Consider the following 20400-nt stretch of genomic DNA (forward strand, 5'->3'; position numbering starts at 1 on the left):
AAATCCCGTCCTGCTCGTTATGCCCTTCGATATCTTCGGAAAGACCTTAACTGAACGGCATTAGGCCCGAAGGCCGGTTTTTCTTTTGAGGCGACGCGCAAGCCGGATCAACCTGCCACCAGCGAACCGTCTTCGATATGCACGCGCTCACCCGGCTGGAAGCCCGGGGCAGCTTTGTAGGTGAAGCTGCGATTGGTACCGTTGTCCATGTGCACGTTCACACGGTACTGGGTATCGCGGTGGTAGTAGTTTTCTGCCTCGTGGCCTGCATAGCCGCCGGCTACCGCGCCGCCAACCGTGGCCAGCGTGCGGCCATTGCCGCGACCGATCTGGTTACCCAGCAGACCACCCACCACTGCGCCGCCAATCATGCCGAGCCCCGTTTCCTTGGCTTGCGTGGTGATCGGGGTGATCGATGTCACACGGCCGGCATACGGGCTCGCCGATTGACGCGGCTGCGTTTGTGCGTAGTGCGGGCTTGTCGACGGAGCACGTTCAGCGTACGACGGCTCGCGAGTGCGCGCCGGAGCGGGTGCCACGTTCTGGGTCGGGTACGGCGCTGCCTGGTTCGGTTGCGTCGTCTGGCCCGGAGCAGCCAGCGCCAGCGGGGCAGACGCGCCCGGCGTGGCGGTTGTGGATTGGGCTGCAACGTTCGGATCGGTGCTGCCTTGCGTGGCCTTCGAGGTCGGTAGCACGCCGGTGATGGCGGCCACCGCAGTCAGGCTGGCGATGATCACGGCCACGGCGGCTGCAGTCATCAACGGATGCATGCGGCGCGACGGCGGCGGCACCTGACCCGGCGATGCGCTAGCGTACGGTTGTTGACCTTGGTTCGGTTGGATGTTGTTGTTCATCATCGTTCTCCTGCGGCCGTGATCGTCAGTGATCGTTTTGGCCCTTCGATGATCACAGTGTGGTTCATCGCCCAAATGGATGCCGTTTTAATTTGTAAGCATCTGTACTCTGATTTTTTCCTTAAAAATCAGCAGCTTGACGCCCTTTGATACACATTGTGAACGCGGGGCGATGTTACAAATCGCGGGGTGGGCGCGTGATTTGCCGCCGCACGGGCAGAAAAAAACGCCCCCGAAGGGGCATTCATTCCGATGCGAGATGACCCCGCCGATCAGTCTTCGCGGCGCAGGTGCGGAAAGAGGATCACGTCGCGGATATTTGGGCTGTCGGTCAGCAGCATGACCAACCGATCGATGCCGATGCCGCAGCCGCCGGTCGGGGGCATGCCGTATTCGAGCGCCCGGATGTAGTCGGCGTCGTAGAACATGGCTTCCTCGTCGCCGGCGTCTTTCTGTTCGACCTGCTTGCGGAAGCGTTCGGCCTGATCTTCCGGATCGTTCAGCTCGGAGAAGCCGTTGGCGATTTCGCGGCCCGTGATGAACAGCTCGAAGCGCTCGGTGATGCCCGGCAGCGTGTCGGAGCCGCGCGCCAGCGGCGACACTTCGACCGGGTAGTCGATGATAAAGGTCGGCTCCCACAACTGCGATTCGGCCGTCTCTTCAAACAGCACGAGTTGCAGCGTGCCCACGCCGGCGTTCAGGAACCGCGGCGCGTCGGTGTCGATCTTGAACTTCTTGAGCTCGGTGCGCAGGAAGTCCGCATCGGCCAGTTGCGCGTCGGTGTATTGCGGCGCGTACTTCTGGATCGCTTGGCAGATGGTCAGACGATGGAACGGTTTGGCAAGATCCAGTTCTCGGCCCTGATAGGTCAGGGTGGCGGTGCCCGACGCGTCGATGGCAGCCTGGCGGATCAGTTGCTCGGTGAAGTCCATCAGCCAGCGGTAGTCCGTGTAGGCCGCGTAGAACTCCATCATCGTGAACTCGGGGTTGTGGCGCGGGCTCACCCCCTCGTTACGGAAATTGCGGTTGATCTCGTACACGCGCTCGAAGCCGCCGACGATGAGGCGCTTGAGGTACAGCTCCGGCGCGATACGCATGAACATCTGCATGTCCAGCGCGTTGTGGTGCGTGATGAACGGCTTGGCTGCCGCGCCACCCGGAATCGGGTGCAGCATCGGCGTCTCAACCTCCATGAAGCCGTTACCGGCCATGAAGTTGCGCAGCGAGGCCATGGCCTTGGTGCGGGCGCGGAAGGTGTCTCGCGTTTCCTTCGAGACGATCAGGTCGACATAGCGCTGGCGGTACTTCTGCTCCTGATCTGCCAGGCCGTAGTAGTCGCCCGGCAGCGGACGCAGGCTCTTGGAGAGCAGGCGCAGTTCCGTCACGGCCACCGACAGTTCGCCGGTCTTGGTCTTCATCAGCGTGCCACTGGCGGCCACGATGTCGCCCAAGTCCCACTTCTTGAAGCTGGCGTAGACGTCTTCGCCCACGGCGTCGCGGCTGATGTAGAACTGGATGCGGTCGGTGGCGTCTTGCACGGTGGCAAAGCTGGCCTTGCCCATCACGCGCTTGAGCATCATGCGGCCGGCAATGGCCACCTGCACCGGTTCCGCTTCCAGCGCAGCCTGCTCCAGCTCGCGGTACTTGGATTGCAGATCACCGGCATGGTGCGTCGGACGGAAATCGTTGGGGAACGCGACGCCTTGCTGGCGGATCTCTGCCAGCTTTTCGCGGCGCTCGGCGATGATCTTGTTGTCGTCCTGCGCTGGCACGGCGGCCGCAGTGTTCGATTCGGCCGGGTTGTTCTGTTCGGTCATGGTGGTGATGAGAGGAAAGTCGTGTCAGGCGATGTTGCGCAGGTCGTCCAACTCGGTCGCACCGAAGTCGGGGCGGACGAGGTAGGCGGCGATGCGCGTGGCGGCGTCTTGCGGCGAGACCAGCTCGCCGTGCGCGTGCAGATCGCGAAAGCGCTGCACGCCGGCAAAGTCGGCGCCACGAATGGTGCGTTGCATGTCGGTGTCGATCACGCCCGGGGCCAATGCCACGGCGCGCACGCTGGCGTCACCGTCGGCGTTGAGCGCGCGCACGAACATGTCGAGCCCGGCCTTGCCCGTGCAGTACGCGGCCCAGCCGGCGATGGGCCGGCGCGCGGCGCCCGACGAGATCGCCAGCACGCGGCGCCGCGCGCTCCAGGCGGCAGTGCCGCGCAGCAGGGCGGCGGTCAGTGCCATCGGGCCGGCCAGGTTCAATTGCAGGTGCGGCAGCAGCGTGTCAGCGCGCAACGTGTCGATGGTGCCGATCGGCTCGACCGCGCCGGCATTGAGCACCAGCGTCACATTGGCGTGGGCGGGCAGGGCGGCCAGCGTCTTGGTCATCCAGGCCTCGGCGGCATGCGCGTCGGACAGGTCGACCTGGTGCCAGTCAAGCGTTACGCCAGCGGCAGCCGCCTGCGCGCGCACTTTAGCGTTGTCGCCGCGCGCCACGCAGATCAGGTGGTTGCCCGGCTGCAGTAGCGCCTCGGCCAGCGCGGCGCCCAAGCCGCGCGAGGCACCGGTCAGAATGAACAAAGACGTGTCAGACATGGCAGTCGCTCCGGTTTGGCTCGGGTCAGACGCCTTGCTTCAGGCTGGCCTGAATGAAGGCGTCCAGGTCGCCGTCCAGCACCTTCTGCGTGTTGGAGATTTCCACGTTGGTGCGCAGGTCCTTGATGCGGCTCTGGTCCAGCACGTAAGAGCGGATCTGGTGGCCCCAGCCTACGTCGGTCTTGGCCGCTTCCTGTGCGTCAGCAGCAGCCTGGCGCTTGCGCAGTTCGTGCTCGTACAGACGCGACTTCAGCATCGTCATGGCTTCAGCGCGGTTGCGGTGCTGCGAGCGGTCGTTCTGGCACTGCACCACGATGCCGGTCGGGATGTGCGTGATCCGCACGGCCGAATCGGTCTTGTTGATGTGCTGGCCGCCCGCGCCGGACGCGCGGTACGTATCGACGCGCAGATCCGCCGGGTTGACTTCGATCTCGATCGAATCGTCCACTTCCGGGTACACGAAGATCGATGAGAACGATGTGTGACGCCCGCCGGCCGAGTCGAACGGCGACTTGCGCACCAGACGATGCACGCCGGTCTCGGTGCGCAGAAAACCGAAGGCGTATTCACCCTCGACCTTGATCGACGCGCTCTTGATGCCGGCGACATCGCCTTCGGATTCTTCCAGCACTTCGGTCTTGAAGCCCTTGCGCTCGCAGTACTTCAGGTACTGGCGCAGCAGCATCGACGCCCAGTCGCACGCTTCGGTACCGCCGGCACCGGCCTGGATGTCGATGAAGCAGTTGGCTGCGTCCATCGGGCCGGAGAACATGCGGCGGAATTCCATGTCTTCGACGATGGCGCGCATGCCTGCCGTGTCGGCTTCAATGGCTTCGATGGTGTCGTCGTCGCCTTCTTCGCGGGCCAGCTCGAACAGCTCGGCGCCGCCGGTGAGGTCTTCGTCGAGCTTGGTCAGTGCCAGTACGACGGTTTCAAGCGACTTCTTCTCGCGGCCCAGCTCCTGGGCGCGTTTTGGGTCGTTCCAGACCTCGGGGTTCTCGAGTTCTTTATCGACTTCGACTAGGCGTTCAGATTTGACGTCATAGTCAAAGATACCTCCGAAGGTCGTCGGCGCGCGACTTCAGGTCGGCCAACGTGTTCTGGACGGCATTGAGGCGTTCTGCTTCCATGGTGCAAAAATCCGGTCGGAAACCGGAAATTATAGCGGAATCAAGGGGTTTCCCGCCTGCGCGGGCCGGTAAAAGCCGCGTTTCGGGAGAGATTTATGAGCCCCATCTGGCACTGCGCCGGGCTTCGGTTAGCATGACGCCCACTTCCCGTGGCTTTTGGCGTTGCCCAGATGATCATCCGCTCGCTGCTCGATACCGATCTGTACAAATTCACGATGATGCAGGTGGTGCTGCATCACTTTCCCGGCGCGCAGGTCGAATACCGCTTCAAGTGCCGCAATCCCGGCGTCGATCTGGTGCCGTTCATTGAGGAAATCCGCGCGGAAATCCGTCATCTGTGCACCTTGCGCTTTACCGAGGCGGAATTGGATTATCTGCGCGGTATGCGCTTCATCAAGAGCGATTTCGTCGATTTTCTCGACCTGTTCCATCTCAACGAGAAATACATCGAGGTGCGTCCTGCATCTGCCAATGATGCCGGCAACGACGGGCAGATCGAGATCGTCATCGCGGGGCCGTGGCTGCACACAATCATGTTCGAAGTGCCGGTGCTGGCCATCGTCAACGAGGTGTTCTTCAGCCGCACGCAGACGCACCCCCAATGGGACGAGGGCAAGCGCCGTCTGACCGACAAGCTGGCCTCGTTGATGCGCCCGGGGCTGGAGGAATGCCGCATTGCCGATTACGGCACGCGCCGCCGCTTTTCTCATACCTGGCACGAACATGTGCTGCTGGAGACGCGCGCGCAGCTGGGCGCCCAGTACGCGGGCACCAGCAACGTCTATTTCGCCATGAAGCACGGTATGACGCCGCTGGGCACCATGGCGCATGAATACCTGCAGGCGTGCCAGGCACTCGGCCCGCGTCTGCGCGATTCGCAGACCTTTGCGCTGGAAACCTGGGCCAAGGAATACCGCGGCGATCTCGGTATCGCGCTGTCAGACACCTATGGTTTTGACGCCTTTCTGCGCGATTTCGACATGTTCTTCTGCAAGCTCTTCGACGGTGTGCGCCATGATTCGGGCGATCCGTTCGAATGGGGCGAACGCATGCTCAAGCATTACGACGACATGCGCGCCGAGCCCAAATCGAAGGCGCTGATCTTCTCCGACAGCCTCGACATGCCCAAGGTCATTGGTCTGTATGAGCGCTTTCACGGCCGCTGCAAGCTGGCGTTTGGGGTGGGGACCAATCTGACCAATGATCTGGGCTACACGCCGCTGCAGATCGTCATCAAAATGGTCCGCTGCAACGGCCAGCCCGTTGCCAAACTGTCGGACGCACCCGAGAAGACCATGTGCGACGACCCGGCTTACCTCACGTATCTGAAGCAAGTCTTTGGCGTGCAATAAGGCTCACGCGGCCGCCGAATAAGTTTCAACGGCGCTGGCGAACCACGCTGAAAGCGGCTCGTATAATCGACCGATCTTTCGGAGCCGCCATGGAATCACAACCGGACACCCCCGCTGACCCGCTTGACACCAGCCGCGCACGCGACGCCATCTTTGCGCGCATTCGCAATGCGCAGCATCGTCCCGAGCAACCGACACAGGGTGAACGCGACGCGGTGGCGGATTACCTTGCACGCCATCCCGCTGGCCCGCGACCGCCGGTGCCCGAGAACCTCACTGCGCATTTCGCCGAGCAGGCGCTGAAGATGGCGTCCACACTGGACACCGTGGGTGCGCTGGCCGACGTGCCGGCTGCCGTGGCGCGCTATCTGTCGGGCCTGAGCCTCAAGCCGCAGGCGGTCGCTTGGACTACGCTGCAATCGCTCGACTGGGCGGCTGCGGGCATCGCCGTTGAATTCCGTCCGCCAGTGCGTGAAGCGCAAGCCGATCAGGAGCACGGCGATCTCGTTGGCATTACGGGTTGCTTCTGCGCGATTGCCGAGACGGGCTCGCTGATGCTGCTCTCGGGGCCGGAAAACGTCGCCTCCACGGCGCTGCTGCCCGAGACGCATATTGCCGTCGTGCCGCAGTCGCGCATCGTTGCCAATCTGGAAGACGCCTACGCGCTGATGCGCGCAGAGCGGGGCGAACTGCCGCGTGCCACCAACGTCATCAGCGGCCCCTCGCGTACGGGCGATATCGAACAGACGATCGTGCTCGGCGCGCATGGCCCGTACCGCGTACACGTGATCGTGGTGACGGCTGCCTGAGTCGGCAGCCGAGGCTGGCTGCCAAGTCAAATTTCTGTGGACGTTTATGAGGTGGCAGACCTCGGGCGTTTACACTGGCGTCTTTGTTTGTGTGGCGCGACTGCGTTTGCAGTGTGCGCCCACGCTTAGGAGAACGCCTACGTGAAACGCCTTTGGCCCCTTGTCTTCCTGTTTGTCTGTGGCCTGGCGCGTGCCGCTGATGTGAACGGTGCGGAGTTGCACCTGTTATGGGGCGTACCGTTTGCCGGCGTCCTGCTCTCGATTGCCATTGCGCCGCTCGTGATACCCAAGCTGTGGCATGACCATTACGGCAAGATTGCAGCGGGCTGGGCCCTGGCGCTGCTGGTGCCGTTCGGCATTGTGTTCGGCTCGGAGGCGGCTATCGCTTCCATTAATCACGCAGCCCTTGCCGAATACATTCCCTTCATCGCGCTGATCGCCGCGTTATACGTGGTGGCTGGCGGTATCTGCATCCGCGGCAATCTGCATGGCACGCCAAAACTCAATACGGGTTTGATCGCGCTTGGCACGGTCCTGGCCAGCATCATGGGAACGACCGGCGCGGCCATGCTGCTGATCCGGCCGCTGCTGCGTGCCAATGAGGCACGCCGGCATCGCGCGCACGTTGTCGTGTTTTTCATCTTTCTGGTGGCCAACGCCGGTGGGGCGCTCACCCCGCTGGGCGATCCGCCGCTGTTTCTCGGCTTTTTGCAGGGCGTGGATTTCTTCTGGACCGCGCAACACCTGTGGCGCCAGACGTTGACGATGTGGGTGCTCCTGCTGGCCATCTTTTTCATCATCGACAGCTACTTCTATCACACAGGCAAGGAAGAACTGCCCAACATCACCGACGCCACGCCGGACGATGCGGGTCCGCTGCGCTTCGAGGGCAATATCAACTTCGTGCTGCTGGCGGGCGTTCTCGGGCTCGTGCTGATGAGCGGGCTGTGGAAGCCCGGAATCGTTTTCTACGTGATGGGCACCGAAGTGCTGCTGCAGAACATGGTGCGTGACGTTGGCCTGGTAGCCATCGCGTTGCTGTCTTTGTGGCTCACGCCCGGCAGCGCGCGCGCGGGCAACGAGTTCAATTGGGAGCCCATCCTGGAAGTCGCCAAGCTGTTCGCCGGCATCTTCATCACCATCGGGCCGGTGATTGCCATGCTCAAGGCCGGCGTGGATGGCCCGTTCGCGGGCATCGTCCACCTCGTGAACGACAGCACGGGGCAGCCGAACAATGCGATGTACTTCTGGGCGACGGGGCTGCTGTCATCGTTCCTCGACAACGCGCCGACGTACCTCGTGTTCTTCAACACCGCCGGCGGCGATGCGCGCATGCTGATGAGCGAGGGCGCATCGACGCTGGCGGCCATCTCTGCCGCGGCGGTGTTCATGGGCGCCAATACTTACATCGGCAATGCCCCCAACCTGATGGTCAAGGCCATTGCCGAAAGCCGTGGCTTGCAGATGCCGAGCTTCTTCGGCTACATGCTGTGGTCAGTCGGCATTCTTGTGCCGATTTTCGTTCTGATGACCTTCGTCTTCTTCCGCTAACCGAACGTGTCTGAGCGTATGAAACCCGGAATCCTTGTCACCCGCGCGATGTTTCCTGAAGTGCTGGAGCGCCTGCGCGAAACTTTCGACGTGATCGATAACCAGGCGGACGTCACCTATCCGCCTGAGGCCTTGGCCGAGCGTCTGCAGGGCCGTGTGGGGCTGCTGTCCAACGCCGCTGACACCATCAACGCCGATCTGATCAGCCGCGTGCCGACGCTGCGCGCGGTGTGCAATATGGCCGTGGGCTACAACAATTTTGACCTCGCGGCGATGACGCGTGCAGGCATCCTGGCCACCAATACGCCGGATATCCTGACGGAGACAACGGCTGATTTCGGCTGGGCACTGCTGATGGCCGCCGCACGCCGCGTGTCGGAATCTGAGCGCTGGCTGCGGGCGGGGCAATGGAAGCGCTGGACGTACGACACCTTCCTCGGTGCCGAGGTATACGGCAGCACGCTGGGCATTCTCGGCATGGGCCGCATCGGCCAGGCACTGGCGCGGCGCGCGAGCGGTTTTTCGATGCGCGTGATTTATCACAACCGCAGCCGGCTTGCGCCCGAAGTCGAGCAGGATACGCGCGCCACCTACGTCAGCAAGCAAGACCTGCTGAAGCAGGCCGATCATCTGGTACTGGTGCTGCCGTATTCCAAGGACAGCCACCACGCCATCGGCGCGGCGGAACTGGCGCAGATGAAGCCGACGGCCACGCTGGTGAACCTCGCGCGTGGCGGCATCGTCGATGATGCGGCGCTGGCACAGGCATTGGCTGACAAGCGCATCTTCGCCGCCGGCCTGGACGTGTACGAGGGCGAGCCGAAGGTGCATCCGGCGCTGCTGGAGGCCGAGCACGTCGCGCTCACCCCCCACATTGCCAGCGCTACGTTCGGCACGCGCCTGGGCATGGCCAACCTGGCGGCCGACAATCTGATCGCCGCGCTCGGCTTCGGCCCGCGTGCAGGGCAGCCGCCCAACTTGTTGAACCCGGATGCGCTGGCGCAGCGCACGTCTTCTTGATCACACGCTGATATGGATTGGTTGGCTCTACTGACGTTGCTGGGCGTGGCCGTGGTGGCTGTGTTGTGCGTGCTGATCTGGCGCGGCGTGTCTCGCCCTGCGGCGGACGATGTGTCGCCAATGCTCACGGCATTACGCGACGAACTCACACGCGGCAACGAGCGCATCGAGCGCGAGTTGCGTGGCGAGATTGCCGAGACGGCGCGTATCGGCCGCAGCGACGTCACGCAACAACTCGGTCAGTTCCAGCAGGTGCTGGCAACGCAGCTTACCAGCGTTGCCACGCTGCAGAACAACCAGATCGACACGTTCGCCCAGCAGCTCACCAAGCTGACGGAGACAAACACGCAGCAACTCGAAGCCGTACGTCAAAGCCTGCAGCAGCAGGCCCAGCAGGCCCGCGAAGAGCAGGGCAACGCGCTGCGCCGTTTTGGCGAGACCATGCAGCAGCAGCTCGCCCAACTGGGGGAAGGCAATGAGCGCCGTCTGGCCGAGGTGCGCGCCACGCTGGAGCAAAAGCTCAAGGACATCGAGGCCAACAACGCGACCAAGCTCGACGAGATGCGTCGCACCGTCGACGAAAAGCTGCACGCCACGCTGGAACAACGCTTGGGCGAATCCTTCAAGCTCGTATCGGACCGGCTCGAACAGGTACATCGCGGCCTGGGTGAAATGCAAGCGCTGGCGCAAGGCGTGGGCGACTTGAAGAAGGTGCTGACCAACGTGAAGACGCGCGGCACCTGGGGCGAAGTCCAGCTCGAGATGCTGCTGGAGCAGATGCTCACGCCCGAGCAATACGACAAGAACGTCGAGACCGTGCACGGTACCGGCGCGCGCGTGGAATTCGCCATTCGCCTGCCTGGCAAGACTGACGCCGACCGCGATGCCACTGTCTGGCTGCCCATCGATGCCAAGTTCCCGAAAGAGCAGTACGAACGGTTGCTCGACGCGCAGGAACGTGCCGATGCCGAAGCCGCTGCAGCCGCCAGCCGGGAGCTTGAAGCAGCGGTGCGCAAGGAGGCGCAGACCATCCATGAGAAGTACATCGCGCCGCCGGCCACGACCGACTTTGCCATTCTCTTCCTGCCGACCGAAGGGCTCTACGCTGAAGTGCTGCGCCGCCCGGGTCTGACAGATGAATTGCAGCGCAAGTTTCGCGTGACGGTGGCCGGGCCGACTACGCTCACAGCCATCTTGAACAGCCTGCAGATGGGCTTTCGCACGCTGGCGCTGGAAAAGCGCTCCAGCGAAGTCTGGCAAGTGCTGGGCGCAGTCAAGAGCGAGTTCGGCAAGTTCGGCGATGTGCTGGCCGCGACCAAGAAGACGCTGGAGCGCGCGGTCAGCAACATCGAGCAGGCCGAAGTGCGTACGCGCCAGATGAACCGCAAGCTCAAGGCCGTAGAAGCGCTGCCGAGCGATTCCGCCCAGAATGTGCTGGGGCTGGAAGCCGCCGTGCAGCAGGACGACGAAACTGAGGCCGAATAAGGCGAGGGCAAACGAGCCATCGGCATCAGCAAAAGAAAAGGGGCGGATATTTCCGCCCCTTCTTTTTATCCGAGTGCGCCTGGATCAGGCTTCGTCAGGCACGTCGCGCAGCAGGATCTCGATCCCGCCGAAGCGCTCGGCGACCCAGTTGTAGGCATGGCAGGCGAGCCACAGTGCGCCAAAACCAACCAGCGCATTGAGAATCAGGCCGCTGAGCACGACGATCGTCGGCAGCTCGCCATAGCGGACAAAGCCGACAAAGAAAAACAGCCCCACGACCGGCAGCGAAAAACAGAGATACACCAGCACCAGCGCGCGGGCGGTGTGGGCCGGGTGAAGATACGCAATCTCCTTGGTCATCATGGCAGTGCTCAAGCTCAAATTCGAAACAATCAAACTGGCGCAGAGTGTAGCGAATCGACCGATGCGCCGATACCCGCGGCCCGCGGGTGACGCAAAAAACCGACAGCATGCGATATTGCAGCCGGTGCAAGAGCCGCCGCCACGCCGCTTAGACGAGGCCGTCGAACAGCAGTACCTGTACGGCGTCGCCCGCGTTGATCTGGCCCTGTTCGTGGGCAAGCACGACAAAGCAATTTGCCTCGCTCATGGAGCGCAGCACGCCGGAACCCTGCTGGCCGGTCAGGCGGACTTCGAGCTGACCGCGATCGTTCAGGGCCGCGATGGCGCGCTGATATTCCGTACGACCAGGGCGCTTGCGGATCGGGGCGACGCTCACGGCCGGCACCAGCGGTGCGCCGGCATCGGTGGCGCCCATCATGTGCAGCAGCGCGCCGCGCACGAAGTGATAGAACGTCACCATGACCGCCACCGGGTTGCCCGGCAAGCCAAACAGGAAGGCGCTGCGGCCATTTGACGCGATGCGCCCGAACGCCATCGGCCGGCCCGGGCGCATGGCGATCTTCCAGAACGTTACATCACCCAGCTTGGCCATCATCTGTTTGGTGAAGTCCGCTTCGCCAACAGAGACGCCGCCCGAAGTGATGATTGCATCGGCGTTTTCAGCAGCAGTGCGGAATGCGGCCTCCAGCGCCGCCGGGTCGTCACGCACGACGCCCATGTCGAGCAGTTCTACGCCCATGCGCGAGAGCATGCCGTGCAGCGTATAGCGGTTCGAGTCGTACACGCAGCCAGCGTCGAGTGGTTCGCCAATCGAGCGCAGCTCATCGCCGGTGGAGAAGAACGCAACGCGCAGCTTGCGGCGCACCGACACTTCAGCAATGCCGAGCGAGGCGAGCAGGCCGATATCGGCGGGGCGCAGCGTGCGGCCAGTGGACAGCGCGGCACTGCCTTGGGCGAGGTCTTCGCCACGCAAACGGCGATTGTCGCCTGCGCGCACGGCATCGCGCGCAAAGCGAACGGTGTCTGCATCGCCTTGCGTGAACTCCTGCGGGATGACCGTATCGCAGCCTGCCGGCATGACGGCACCGGTCATCACGCGCACGGTTTCGCCTGCGCCCGGCGTGCCATCAAAGGCGACACCGGCGTACGCCGTGCCGATCACGCGCAACGACACGTCGCCCGCGTCGCCCGCAAGTTCGGCGCTGGCGAAGGCGAAGCCGTCCATGGCCGAGTTGTCGTGCGAAGGGACATCGATAGACGACAGCACGTCTTGGGCCAGCACGCGGTCGAGCGCGCTGCGGATGGGCACGCGCGCAACGCCGCTCACGGGCTGCACGAAGTCGCGCATGATGGCCTGCGCTTGGGCAACGGGCAGGGCGTTCGGATCGTAGTCGGAAAGGCAGGAAACGACGGAGGCGAGGGTGGTCATGACGTCGATGAGGAATCGGATGGCGTTGACGCTCTAGCGGCGCTCGGCCAGGTGGTGCAATTCTTCCAGCGTGTTGATGTTGGCGAAGGCTGCGCTGTCGTCGAAAAGCACGTCAACTGTCGGGTGGCGGGCAGTCCAGGTTTCGATCTTGCGCCCACCGCCTTGCAGATAGGCGATGAGGTCGTCGGCCAGCAGTGCATCGATCAGACAGAATACCGGCTGCACTTGCCGACGCGGTTGACCTTGCGCATCCGGCTCTATCGTCACCGGCATGGCGATGCGCGCGTTGGCCTCTTCCAGCGCTTGCGAGAGTTTGGCCGCGAGGTCAGTCGGCACAAACGGCGAATCGCACGGAGCCGTCAGCAGATAGCGCGTCTGGCATTGCTCAAGCCCCGCCAGGATGCCCGCCAGCGGCCCGGCAAAATCCGGCACCGAATCCGCGACTACCGGCACGCCGAACGATTCGTACGCGGCCAGATTGCGATTGGCGTTGACGAGCATGTGGTCAACTTGGGGCGACAGGCGCATCAGCGTGTGCATCGCCATCGGCGCGCCGCGAAACGTCTGCAGGCCCTTGTCGACGCCGCCCATGCGGCTGCCCCGGCCGCCGGCCAGGATCAGGCCGGTGATGTCGGAAGTTGGAATCATGGAGGTGAACGCTGGCGGATTCAGCCGCCGATGTAGGACATTTCGATGCGCCGCCCGGCCGGACTGGCCTCGCCGCTGGCGCGCAATTCGGAGTAGCGGTCGGCTCGGCCTTGCCAGACCGTGCGGATGGCGTTGGACAGTTCCAGATCGGTCGCGCTGCCGCGCAATAGCGCGCGCAGGTCGAAGCCTTCTGTGGCAAACAGGCAGAGATACAGCTTGCCCTCGGTCGACAACCGGGCGCGCGTGCAATCGTGGCAGAACGCCTGCGTCACGCTGGAGATCACGCCGATCTCGCCCGCGCCATCGACATAACGCCAGCGCTCGGCGGTCTCGCCGCTGTAGTTGGCCGACACGGGTTCAATCGCAAACTCCGCTGACAGACGCTTGACCACCTCGGCCGATGGCACGACGGAGCGCATCTCCCAGTGATTGGTCGTGCCCACGTCCATGTATTCGATAAAGCGCACGATGGCGCCGCTGCCCCGGAAGTGGCGCGCCATCGGCACAATCTGGTCATCGTTGTCGCCTTTCTTGACGACCATGTTGACCTTGATCGGCGCCAGTCCCACCTTCTGCGCGACTTCAATGCCGTGCAGCACCTCGCCCACGGCAAAGTCGACGTCATTCATGCGGCGGAAGGTTGCATCGTCAATACCGTCGAGGCTGACGGTCACACGGCTCAAGCCAGCGTCCTTGAGTGACTGCGCCTTGCGTGCGAGCAGGGCGCCGTTTGTGGTGAGCGTCAGATCCAGCGGCTTGCCTTGCGCAGTGGTCAGGCGCGCGAGCATTTCGACCAGGCGCTCGATGTTCTTGCGCAGCAGCGGCTCACCACCAGTCAGGCGGATTTTCTCGACGCCGTGCTCGATGAACAGCCGCGCCATGCGCTCGATCTCTTCGAACGATAGCAACTCGGAGTGACGCAGGAATCGATAATCCTTGTCGAACACATCCTTCGGCATGCAATACACGCAACGGAAGTTGCAGCGGTCCGTCACCGAGATGCGCAGATCGTGCAACCGGCGCCCGCGTGTGTCCGTCAGCAAGCCCTTTGCGGGGACAAGCGTGTTGGGCACGGTGGGCACCGTGGCGCGATGGTGCTGGCCGTCGCGCAGATCGTAGAGGGGGATGACGGTTTCAGTCATGGTGCAGTGCGGTGCGTCAAGTCAATCCACGAAGCGGGACTGTTGCACCTGATATAGCTCCGAGTGTAGCGCAGCCCCTGTTCCGCGCGAGCGGTGGGGTTTCATGCTCGACATACCGCGCACAGAAAAAAAGGGCGGCCGAAGCCGCCCTCAGGCAATACACCGGCGGCTGCTCCGCCGGAGTGCCGCTTACTGCTGGTCTGCGCCACCCGCCGGGCGGTTGGTCTCGACCAGAACCATCGGGCCGTGCTGGACCGGCGGCAGCGGCTTGCGCTCGCGCGGCACACGCGGTGCCGTCACGGTGCGCGCAGCTTCTTCCTGGGAAGCGCGCAGCTTCTGACTGTCCGTATGGACCCACGTCATACCGGCGTTATCCAGCACGCTCTGCAGCGTCTCGATCGGCAGCGGCGAAGCCTTGGCGACCGTACTGACCGGGGCCGGCACTTCGGCAAAGGCCGTCACGATGGCCTCTTGAGGCACTTCTTCCGCGGGCGCAGCGGCAGTTGCTGCAAGCGTCGGTTCCGTCGGCTGCACTTGCGGCAGGGCGGACACAGGCGCCACGGTTTCGGCCGCATGTACGGGCTCGTGCACCACCGGAGCCGGATTTTCGACCGGCGAGGTGAACGAGGTCGTCTGCACCGGTTCAGTCACGGTGGCCGGCAACGCTGGCTCAGCATGCATTTCGGCGATGGCTTCGTCAGCACTTTCGGCGCCTTCGCCGTCCGCACGCATGCCTTCCGCATCTTCGCGGTCACGGCGATACCGGTTGCGGCCACGGCGGCCACGACGACGGCGCTCTTCGCCTTCACCATTGCCTTCCGCACCCTGCGCCACGCCTTCTGCCTCGAAGCCCTCTGCCGGAGCAGCGGTGCTCAGCAGCGGTTGCGGCACTTGCGGTGCAGCGGTCTGGTCGATCAGGGCTTCGGTCGTCGTCACTGCGGCGGCAGCGGCTTCCTTGGCTTGCTGGTCACGCTCGCGGCCTTCGCGCGGCTCACGGTTTTCACGTGGCTCGCGCGGCTCACGGCCTTCACGGCCTTCACGACCCTCGCGCGGCTGGCGCTCACGGCGCTCCTGGTTGCGCTCGCGGCGGCCTTGGCCCTGATTCTGGCCCTCGGAGCGGGCTTCCTGACCTTGTTGCGGCTGACGGGCTTCAGCCGTCTCGCGAGCGGCGCCTTCGACGTGGGCCGGCTGGCGGTTGCGCTCGCGATTGCCGCGTTGGCCATCACGTTGACCCTCGCGCTGGCCTTGTTGCTGACCCGATTGTTGACCATCACGGGCTTCGTTGCGGTCACGACCTTGACGGTTGCCATCACGGCCGTTCTGACCTTGGCCTTGACCTTGGCGCTCACCACGTTCGCCGCGCTGGCCGCGACCACCACGATCCTGCCGATTACCACGGCCTTGGCGGTTGCCTTCTTCAGCACGTTGTTTCGGCGCTTCGACCGGGGCGGCCACCACCGGCTCGGCCGGCTTGGCGCCAAACAGCGATTTCAGCCACGAAACAAAGCCACCCTGGGCAGGCACCGGAGCCGGCGCTTGCGGTGCCGAAGCGGCTTCAGTGCGAGCCGGACGCTCAGCACGCGGCACCGACACGGGCGCCGGCTGATCCGGTGTGATGCCCTTGACGGCAGCTTCCTGACGCGGTTTTGCGGCTTCCTTGCGGGTGCTGTAAGCGGTGTCGGCTTCCAGTTCCTTGGCAGCCTCTTCGGCCATTTTGTAGCTGGCCTTGTCGTCGTCCAGGCGCGGATCGTCGTGGCGCAGGCGTTCAAGCTTGTAGTGCGGCGTCTCCAGATGCTTGTTCGGGATCAGCAACACGTTGACCTTGAAGCGCGTCTCGATCAGGTTGATGTCTGGGCGCTTCTCGTTGAGCAGGAACGCAGCCACTTCCACCGGCACCTGGCAGTGGATCGCGGCGGTGTTTTCCTTCATCGCCTCTTCCTGGATGATGCGCAGCACCTGCAGGGCAGACGATTCGGTATCGCGGATGTGGCCCGTGCCGTTACAGCGCGGGCAAGTGACGTGCGAGCCTTCCGACAGCGACGGACGCAGGCGCTGGCGCGACAGCTCCATCAGGCCGAAGCGGCTGATCTTGCCCATCTGCACACGAGCGCGATCATGGCGTAGCGCGTCTTTCAGGCGGGTTTCGACGTCCTTCTGGGCCTTGCTCGACTCCATGTCGATGAAGTCGATCACGATCAGGCCACCCAGATCGCGCAGGCGCAGCTGGCGGGCGATTTCGTCGGCGGCTTCGAGGTTGGTGCGCGCGGCGGTTTCCTCAATGTCTGCGCCCTTGGTGGCGCGTGCCGAGTTCACGTCGATGGCAACCAGCGCCTCGGTGTGGTCGATCACGATGGCGCCGCCCGAGGGCAGCATCACCATGCGCGAGTACGCCGATTCAATCTGATGTTCGATCTGAAAGCGTGAGAACAGGGGAACGTCGTCGCGGTACTTCTTCACCCGATTCATATTGTCGGGCATCACCACGCTCATGAAGGCGCGGGCCTGATCGTAGATATCGTCCGTATCGATCAGGATTTCACCGATATCCGGCTGGAAGTAATCGCGAATCGCGCGGATCACCAGGCTGGATTCGAGATAGATCAGCAGCGGAGCCTTGTTGTCGACGGCGGCGCCATCAACGGCCTTCCACAACTGCATCAGGTAGTTCAAATCCCATTGCAGCTCTTCGGCCGAGCGGCCGATACCGGCGGTGCGGGCGATGATGCTCATGCCGTCCGGCACTTGCAGCTGCGCCATCGTCTCACGCAGTTCCTGGCGGTCTTCACCTTCGATGCGGCGCGATACGCCACCGCCACGCGGGTTGTTCGGCATCAGCACCAGATAACGGCCGGCCAGCGAGATGAACGTGGTGAGGGCTGCCCCCTTGTTGCCGCGCTCTTCCTTCTCAACCTGGACGATCAGTTCCTGGCCTTCGGACAGGGCGTCCTGGATGCGCGCGCCGCGCACGTCCACGCCGTCCTTGAAATAGGCGCGGGCGACTTCCTTGAAGGGGAGAAAACCGTGCCGCTCTTCGCCGTAGTTGACGAAGCAGGCTTCCAGCGACGGTTCGATGCGGGTGATGACACCCTTGTAGATATTGCCTTTGCGCTGTTCGCGTCCGGCGGTTTCGATGTCGATGTCGATCAGCTTCTGACCGTCGACAATCGCGACGCGCAATTCTTCTTGCTGCGTCGCATTGAACAACATGCGTTTCATTGCAACCTCACTCCAATGCCGTGCAAGCACGGCGCTTCATGGAGCACGCAAAGGCGGAGCGGGTGGTCAACGAATTGCCGAGGTGTCGGCCAACAAAAAAGGCGCGACGGGGCACGGGCGAAAGAAATGAGGGCATTACACGCGTCACCATGGATGGCAGGGCGGATTGCGCAGATGCGGTTGGCATCCGGTTGCGCGTCCTGTCACTCGTGCTACGGGCCTAATGCGTTTGCAAGCGGGCCGGCGGCGGCGAGTCGCGTGAAGCGACCACAAAGAGCGAATTGACGGACGGCCTGTCCGGACGAAACCCGCGGCGGGCAAATCGGGCGGCGTGCTGCTTGTTAGAGTTTTGCCGCCGGACCGCCATGGCAACGCGGTAACCGGATGTTCAGCCGGCCGGCACCAGTTTGGTGCGGCAAGGGCTTCTTTCACCAAGCGGGCGCCGTATGGATAACCATTGGCGCCCGCTTTTGAATTCTGTTCTACCAGCTGCTCGTTCTACACTGACCGATGTTGCCGACGTGATCTTTGGTTCACGTCCTGCGCGATGGGACAGCGGTGCGTGCTGCTTTCGTGCCGAGTACACCGGCCACGTGATTAGCTTTGTAACACAAGTGGACGGAGGAACGGCACGTTCGGGGTCGAAACGGTGGCTGTGTACAATACCTGTTGTTTCGTTCCGACCGGCTGTTGCTGGCGCCTAAACGACTGTCCAGCGAGAAAATTATATTGAAAATGAATGAGTTACGCCATCCATTTGATGGCCGCATTCAACAGGCGGTACGAGATGCACTCGATGGCAAATCCGTCGCCTATGTCGAGATTGGCGACGACGCCGAAGGGCAGCGCATTGACAATTTTCTGATGCGCCTGGCCAAGGGGGTGCCCAAAAGCCATATCTACCGCATTCTTCGGTCAGGCGAGGTGCGCGTTAACAAGGGCCGTATCGATGCGGAATATCGGCTGAAGCTCGGCGATCTGGTCCGCATTCCGCCGCTTCGGATTGCCCAGCAGGCGGAAGCGCCGCGCGCAGTTCCTGCCGCTGAATTCACGATCCTTCACGAAGATACGCACCTGTTGGTCATCGATAAGCCCGCTGGAGTTGCCGTGCATGGCGGCTCAGGGGTGGCGTTCGGGGTGATTGAACAACTGCGCCAATCGCGCCCGGAAGCGAAATTTCTGGAGTTGGTGCATCGTCTGGATCGCGAAACCTCGGGTGTTCTGCTGCTTGCAAAGAAGCGCTCGGCGTTGGTGGCGCTGCATGAGCAGATCCGCGAAGGACAACTCGACAAGCGTTACTTTGCGGCTGTGAAGGGTGTCTGGCCGCACAAGCGTCAGCACATCAAATCGCCGTTGCATAAATACACCACACCGGAGGGCGAGCGTCGCGTGCGTGTTCAGGCGGATGGGCAAGCCTCGCACACAATCTTCAACAAGGTGGGCGTTTTCGGCCCCTACACGCTGCTGGAAGCCGAGCTGAAAACCGGTCGCACGCACCAGATCCGGGTGCACTTGGCGCACGCCGGGTTTCCGATTCTGGGCGACGATAAATACGGCGATTTCGCGCTTAACAAGGCGCTATCGCGTGCCAACGCTTCGCCGCGGCTGGCACGAATGTTCTTGCACGCGCATCGCTTGCAACTGACGCATCCGCAAAGCGGCGAAGTTGTCACGTTCAACGCGCCGCTGCCTGCCGAGTGTGCAGAGTTCCTTAACGCTTTCCGAGGCCCGGATTCCGATGCCGCAGCAGCGCTTTGATCTGATCGTTTTCGACTGGGATGGCACGTTGATGGATTCGACGTCGGCCATTACCCGGTCGATCCAGCTTGCGTGCCGGGATCTCGACCTGCCAGTGCCGGATGACGCGCACGCGAGCCATGTTATCGGTCTGGGCCTGCGGGACGCGCTTGAATATGCTGTCCCAACGCTCGATCCCGCCGACTACGGCAAGCTGGCCGACCGGTATCGTTTTCATTACCTTAGTCGCGATGCGCATCTCGTGCTGTTTGCGGGGGTGCGCGAAATGCTGGAAGCGCTGCGCCGCGAGAACTACTTGCTGGCCGTGGCGACGGGCAAGTCGCGCGTTGGCCTGCAGCGCGCATTGGAAGTGACGAATCTGACGGGCGTGTTCGACAACACGCGGTGTGCCGACGAGACATTTTCCAAGCCGCACCCGGCGATGCTGCTCGAACTCACACGCGATCTCGGCATGGAAGTCGAGCGCACGCTGATGATCGGCGACACGACACACGATCTGCAGATGGCGGCCAATGCAGGCGCTGCTGGCGTGGCAGTCACATACGGCGCGCATCCCGCCGACGTGCTGCACGCGCTTACGCCGCTGTATTGCGCCAGGTCGGTGCCCGATTTGCACCACTGGCTGACGCAACATGCCTGACATGGCGGAGCCGATTCGTGTGTGCGAAAGCGCCGCGCTGGAAGATGGCGGTCTGGGCGTGCGCTTTCAGGTGGATGTGCGTGGGCGGCTGGTCTGCGCGTTTGTCGTCCGTTACGCGGGCGGTGTGCATGGCTATTTGAACCAGTGCGCGCACGTGCCCATGGAAATGGATTGGCAGGAGGGCCAGTTTTTTGAAAGCTCGGGCCTGTATCTGATGTGCGCGACGCATGGCGCCATTTACGAGCCGGATACCGGCCGATGCGTCGGCGGGCCGTGCCGAGGCTCGCATTTGTCCAAGCTCGAGATTGCCGAGCGCGACGGCGCGGTCTGGTGGCAGCCCGATGCGCTGTTTCGTGCGCCTGCCCCTGCGCCGGCACCCACCCCATCCGTCTAGCGGCACCGTTCTTCTCTTCGACCGTTT

The 20400-nt window shown here is 63.2% G+C and carries 17 protein-coding genes; 8 read left to right on the forward strand and 9 right to left on the reverse strand.

Annotation, left to right across the window (positions count from 1 at the left end; translation table 11 throughout):
- Positions 1-107: 107 nt before the first annotated feature.
- From PSUB009319_RS02565 to prfB, 4 genes are all read right to left on the reverse strand, one after another.
- Complete coding sequence (locus PSUB009319_RS02565) at positions 108-854, reverse strand: glycine zipper 2TM domain-containing protein (protein ID WP_124380707.1); 747 nt, start codon at positions 852-854, stop codon at positions 108-110.
- Between the two features lie 272 nt (positions 855-1126).
- Positions 1127-2671, reverse strand: coding sequence for a lysine--tRNA ligase (gene lysS, locus PSUB009319_RS02570; protein ID WP_124380708.1), 1545 nt, complete (start codon positions 2669-2671; stop codon positions 1127-1129).
- 24 nt (positions 2672-2695) lie between these two features.
- Positions 2696-3436: an SDR family oxidoreductase gene (locus PSUB009319_RS02575; RefSeq protein ID WP_124380709.1), complete on the reverse strand. Its 741-nt coding sequence runs from the start codon at positions 3434-3436 to the stop codon at positions 2696-2698.
- Between the two features lie 25 nt (positions 3437-3461).
- A protein-coding gene (gene prfB / locus PSUB009319_RS02580; RefSeq protein ID WP_124380710.1) for a peptide chain release factor 2 occupies positions 3462-4566 on the reverse strand; the annotation gives its coding sequence in 2 pieces (ribosomal slippage) (positions 3462-4484 and positions 4486-4566; 1104 coding nt in all).
- Between the two features lie 170 nt (positions 4567-4736).
- Between prfB and pncB the strand changes: the two genes are divergently transcribed.
- From pncB to PSUB009319_RS02605, 5 genes are all read left to right on the forward strand, one after another.
- Entirely contained in the window at positions 4737-5918 is a 1182-nt protein-coding gene (gene pncB / locus PSUB009319_RS02585; RefSeq protein ID WP_124380711.1) for a nicotinate phosphoribosyltransferase, read from the forward strand.
- An 89-nt stretch (positions 5919-6007) separates the two neighbouring features.
- A complete protein-coding gene (locus PSUB009319_RS02590; protein WP_124380712.1) occupies positions 6008-6727 on the forward strand; it encodes a lactate utilization protein C in 720 nt (239 codons plus the stop codon).
- Between the two features lie 141 nt (positions 6728-6868).
- Complete coding sequence (locus PSUB009319_RS02595; RefSeq protein WP_124380713.1) at positions 6869-8278, forward strand: sodium:proton antiporter; 1410 nt, start codon at positions 6869-6871, stop codon at positions 8276-8278.
- An 18-nt stretch (positions 8279-8296) separates the two neighbouring features.
- Positions 8297-9298, forward strand: coding sequence for a D-glycerate dehydrogenase (locus PSUB009319_RS02600; protein WP_124380714.1), 1002 nt, complete (start codon positions 8297-8299; stop codon positions 9296-9298).
- A 12-nt stretch (positions 9299-9310) separates the two neighbouring features.
- Entirely contained in the window at positions 9311-10783 is a 1473-nt protein-coding gene (locus tag PSUB009319_RS02605; protein WP_124380715.1) for a DNA recombination protein RmuC, read from the forward strand.
- Positions 10784-10867: 84 nt separating this feature from the next.
- Here PSUB009319_RS02605 and PSUB009319_RS02610 read toward each other — a convergent pair whose 3' ends face one another.
- From PSUB009319_RS02610 to PSUB009319_RS02630, 5 genes are all read right to left on the reverse strand, one after another.
- Entirely contained in the window at positions 10868-11146 is a 279-nt protein-coding gene (locus PSUB009319_RS02610; protein ID WP_124380716.1) for a hypothetical protein, read from the reverse strand.
- 148 nt (positions 11147-11294) lie between these two features.
- On the reverse strand, positions 11295-12575 hold the full coding sequence (gene glp / locus PSUB009319_RS02615; protein WP_124380717.1) for a gephyrin-like molybdotransferase Glp: 1281 nt from the start codon (positions 12573-12575) through the stop codon (positions 11295-11297).
- A 33-nt stretch (positions 12576-12608) separates the two neighbouring features.
- Positions 12609-13223 carry a molybdenum cofactor guanylyltransferase MobA gene (mobA, locus tag PSUB009319_RS02620; RefSeq protein ID WP_124380718.1) on the reverse strand — a complete coding sequence of 205 codons (615 nt, stop codon included), beginning with the start codon at positions 13221-13223 and terminating at the stop codon, positions 12609-12611.
- A gap of 20 nt (positions 13224-13243) precedes the next feature.
- Positions 13244-14365 (reverse strand): GTP 3',8-cyclase MoaA, encoded by a 1122-nt coding sequence (gene moaA / locus PSUB009319_RS02625; RefSeq protein ID WP_124380719.1) that lies wholly within the window; start codon positions 14363-14365, stop codon positions 13244-13246.
- Positions 14366-14554: 189 nt separating this feature from the next.
- Entirely contained in the window at positions 14555-17581 is a 3027-nt protein-coding gene (locus PSUB009319_RS02630) for an Rne/Rng family ribonuclease (RefSeq protein ID WP_124380720.1), read from the reverse strand.
- A 735-nt stretch (positions 17582-18316) separates the two neighbouring features.
- Here PSUB009319_RS02630 and PSUB009319_RS02635 point away from each other — a divergent pair.
- Genes PSUB009319_RS02635 through PSUB009319_RS02645 form a run of 3 tightly spaced genes read left to right on the forward strand, consistent with a single transcriptional unit; the run spans position 18317 to position 20373 of the window.
- Positions 18317-19339: an RluA family pseudouridine synthase gene (locus tag PSUB009319_RS02635; protein WP_124380721.1), complete on the forward strand. Its 1023-nt coding sequence runs from the start codon at positions 18317-18319 to the stop codon at positions 19337-19339.
- The gene (locus tag PSUB009319_RS02640) at positions 19320-19979 is read left to right on the forward strand and encodes an HAD-IA family hydrolase (RefSeq protein WP_124380722.1); all 660 of its coding nucleotides are present in this window, start codon (positions 19320-19322) and stop codon (positions 19977-19979) included. Before PSUB009319_RS02635 ends, PSUB009319_RS02640 begins: the two co-directional genes overlap by 20 nt.
- A complete protein-coding gene (locus PSUB009319_RS02645; protein WP_124380723.1) occupies positions 19972-20373 on the forward strand; it encodes a Rieske 2Fe-2S domain-containing protein in 402 nt (133 codons plus the stop codon). Before PSUB009319_RS02640 ends, PSUB009319_RS02645 begins: the two co-directional genes overlap by 8 nt.
- Positions 20374-20400: the final 27 nt, after the last annotated feature.

The sequence above is a fragment of the Ralstonia sp. SET104 genome, from assembly GCF_003851545.1.
Classification (GTDB): Bacteria; Pseudomonadota; Gammaproteobacteria; order Burkholderiales; family Burkholderiaceae; genus Ralstonia.

Bases quoted from the DNA above. Each gene is read 5' to 3' on its own strand.
- PSUB009319_RS02600 (WP_124380714.1), top strand. From the start codon at position 8,297: ATGAAACCCGGAATCCTTGTCACCCGCGCGATGTTTCCTGAAGTGCTG.
- PSUB009319_RS02640 (WP_124380722.1), top strand. From the start codon at position 19,320: ATGCCGCAGCAGCGCTTTGATCTGATCGTTTTCGACTGGGATGGCACG.
- mobA (WP_124380718.1), bottom strand. From the start codon at position 13,223: ATGATTCCAACTTCCGACATCACCGGCCTGATCCTGGCCGGCGGCCGG.
- PSUB009319_RS02635 (WP_124380721.1), top strand. From the start codon at position 18,317: ATGAATGAGTTACGCCATCCATTTGATGGCCGCATTCAACAGGCGGTA.
- PSUB009319_RS02565 (WP_124380707.1), bottom strand. From the start codon at position 854: ATGAACAACAACATCCAACCGAACCAAGGTCAACAACCGTACGCTAGC.
- glp (WP_124380717.1), bottom strand. From the start codon at position 12,575: ATGACCACCCTCGCCTCCGTCGTTTCCTGCCTTTCCGACTACGATCCG.
- PSUB009319_RS02575 (WP_124380709.1), bottom strand. From the start codon at position 3,436: ATGTCTGACACGTCTTTGTTCATTCTGACCGGTGCCTCGCGCGGCTTG.
- moaA (WP_124380719.1), bottom strand. From the start codon at position 14,365: ATGACTGAAACCGTCATCCCCCTCTACGATCTGCGCGACGGCCAGCAC.
- lysS (WP_124380708.1), bottom strand. From the start codon at position 2,671: ATGACCGAACAGAACAACCCGGCCGAATCGAACACTGCGGCCGCCGTG.
- PSUB009319_RS02630 (WP_124380720.1), bottom strand. From the start codon at position 17,581: ATGAAACGCATGTTGTTCAATGCGACGCAGCAAGAAGAATTGCGCGTC.
- pncB (WP_124380711.1), top strand. From the start codon at position 4,737: ATGATCATCCGCTCGCTGCTCGATACCGATCTGTACAAATTCACGATG.
- PSUB009319_RS02605 (WP_124380715.1), top strand. From the start codon at position 9,311: ATGGATTGGTTGGCTCTACTGACGTTGCTGGGCGTGGCCGTGGTGGCT.
- PSUB009319_RS02590 (WP_124380712.1), top strand. From the start codon at position 6,008: ATGGAATCACAACCGGACACCCCCGCTGACCCGCTTGACACCAGCCGC.
- PSUB009319_RS02610 (WP_124380716.1), bottom strand. From the start codon at position 11,146: ATGATGACCAAGGAGATTGCGTATCTTCACCCGGCCCACACCGCCCGC.
- PSUB009319_RS02645 (WP_124380723.1), top strand. From the start codon at position 19,972: ATGCCTGACATGGCGGAGCCGATTCGTGTGTGCGAAAGCGCCGCGCTG.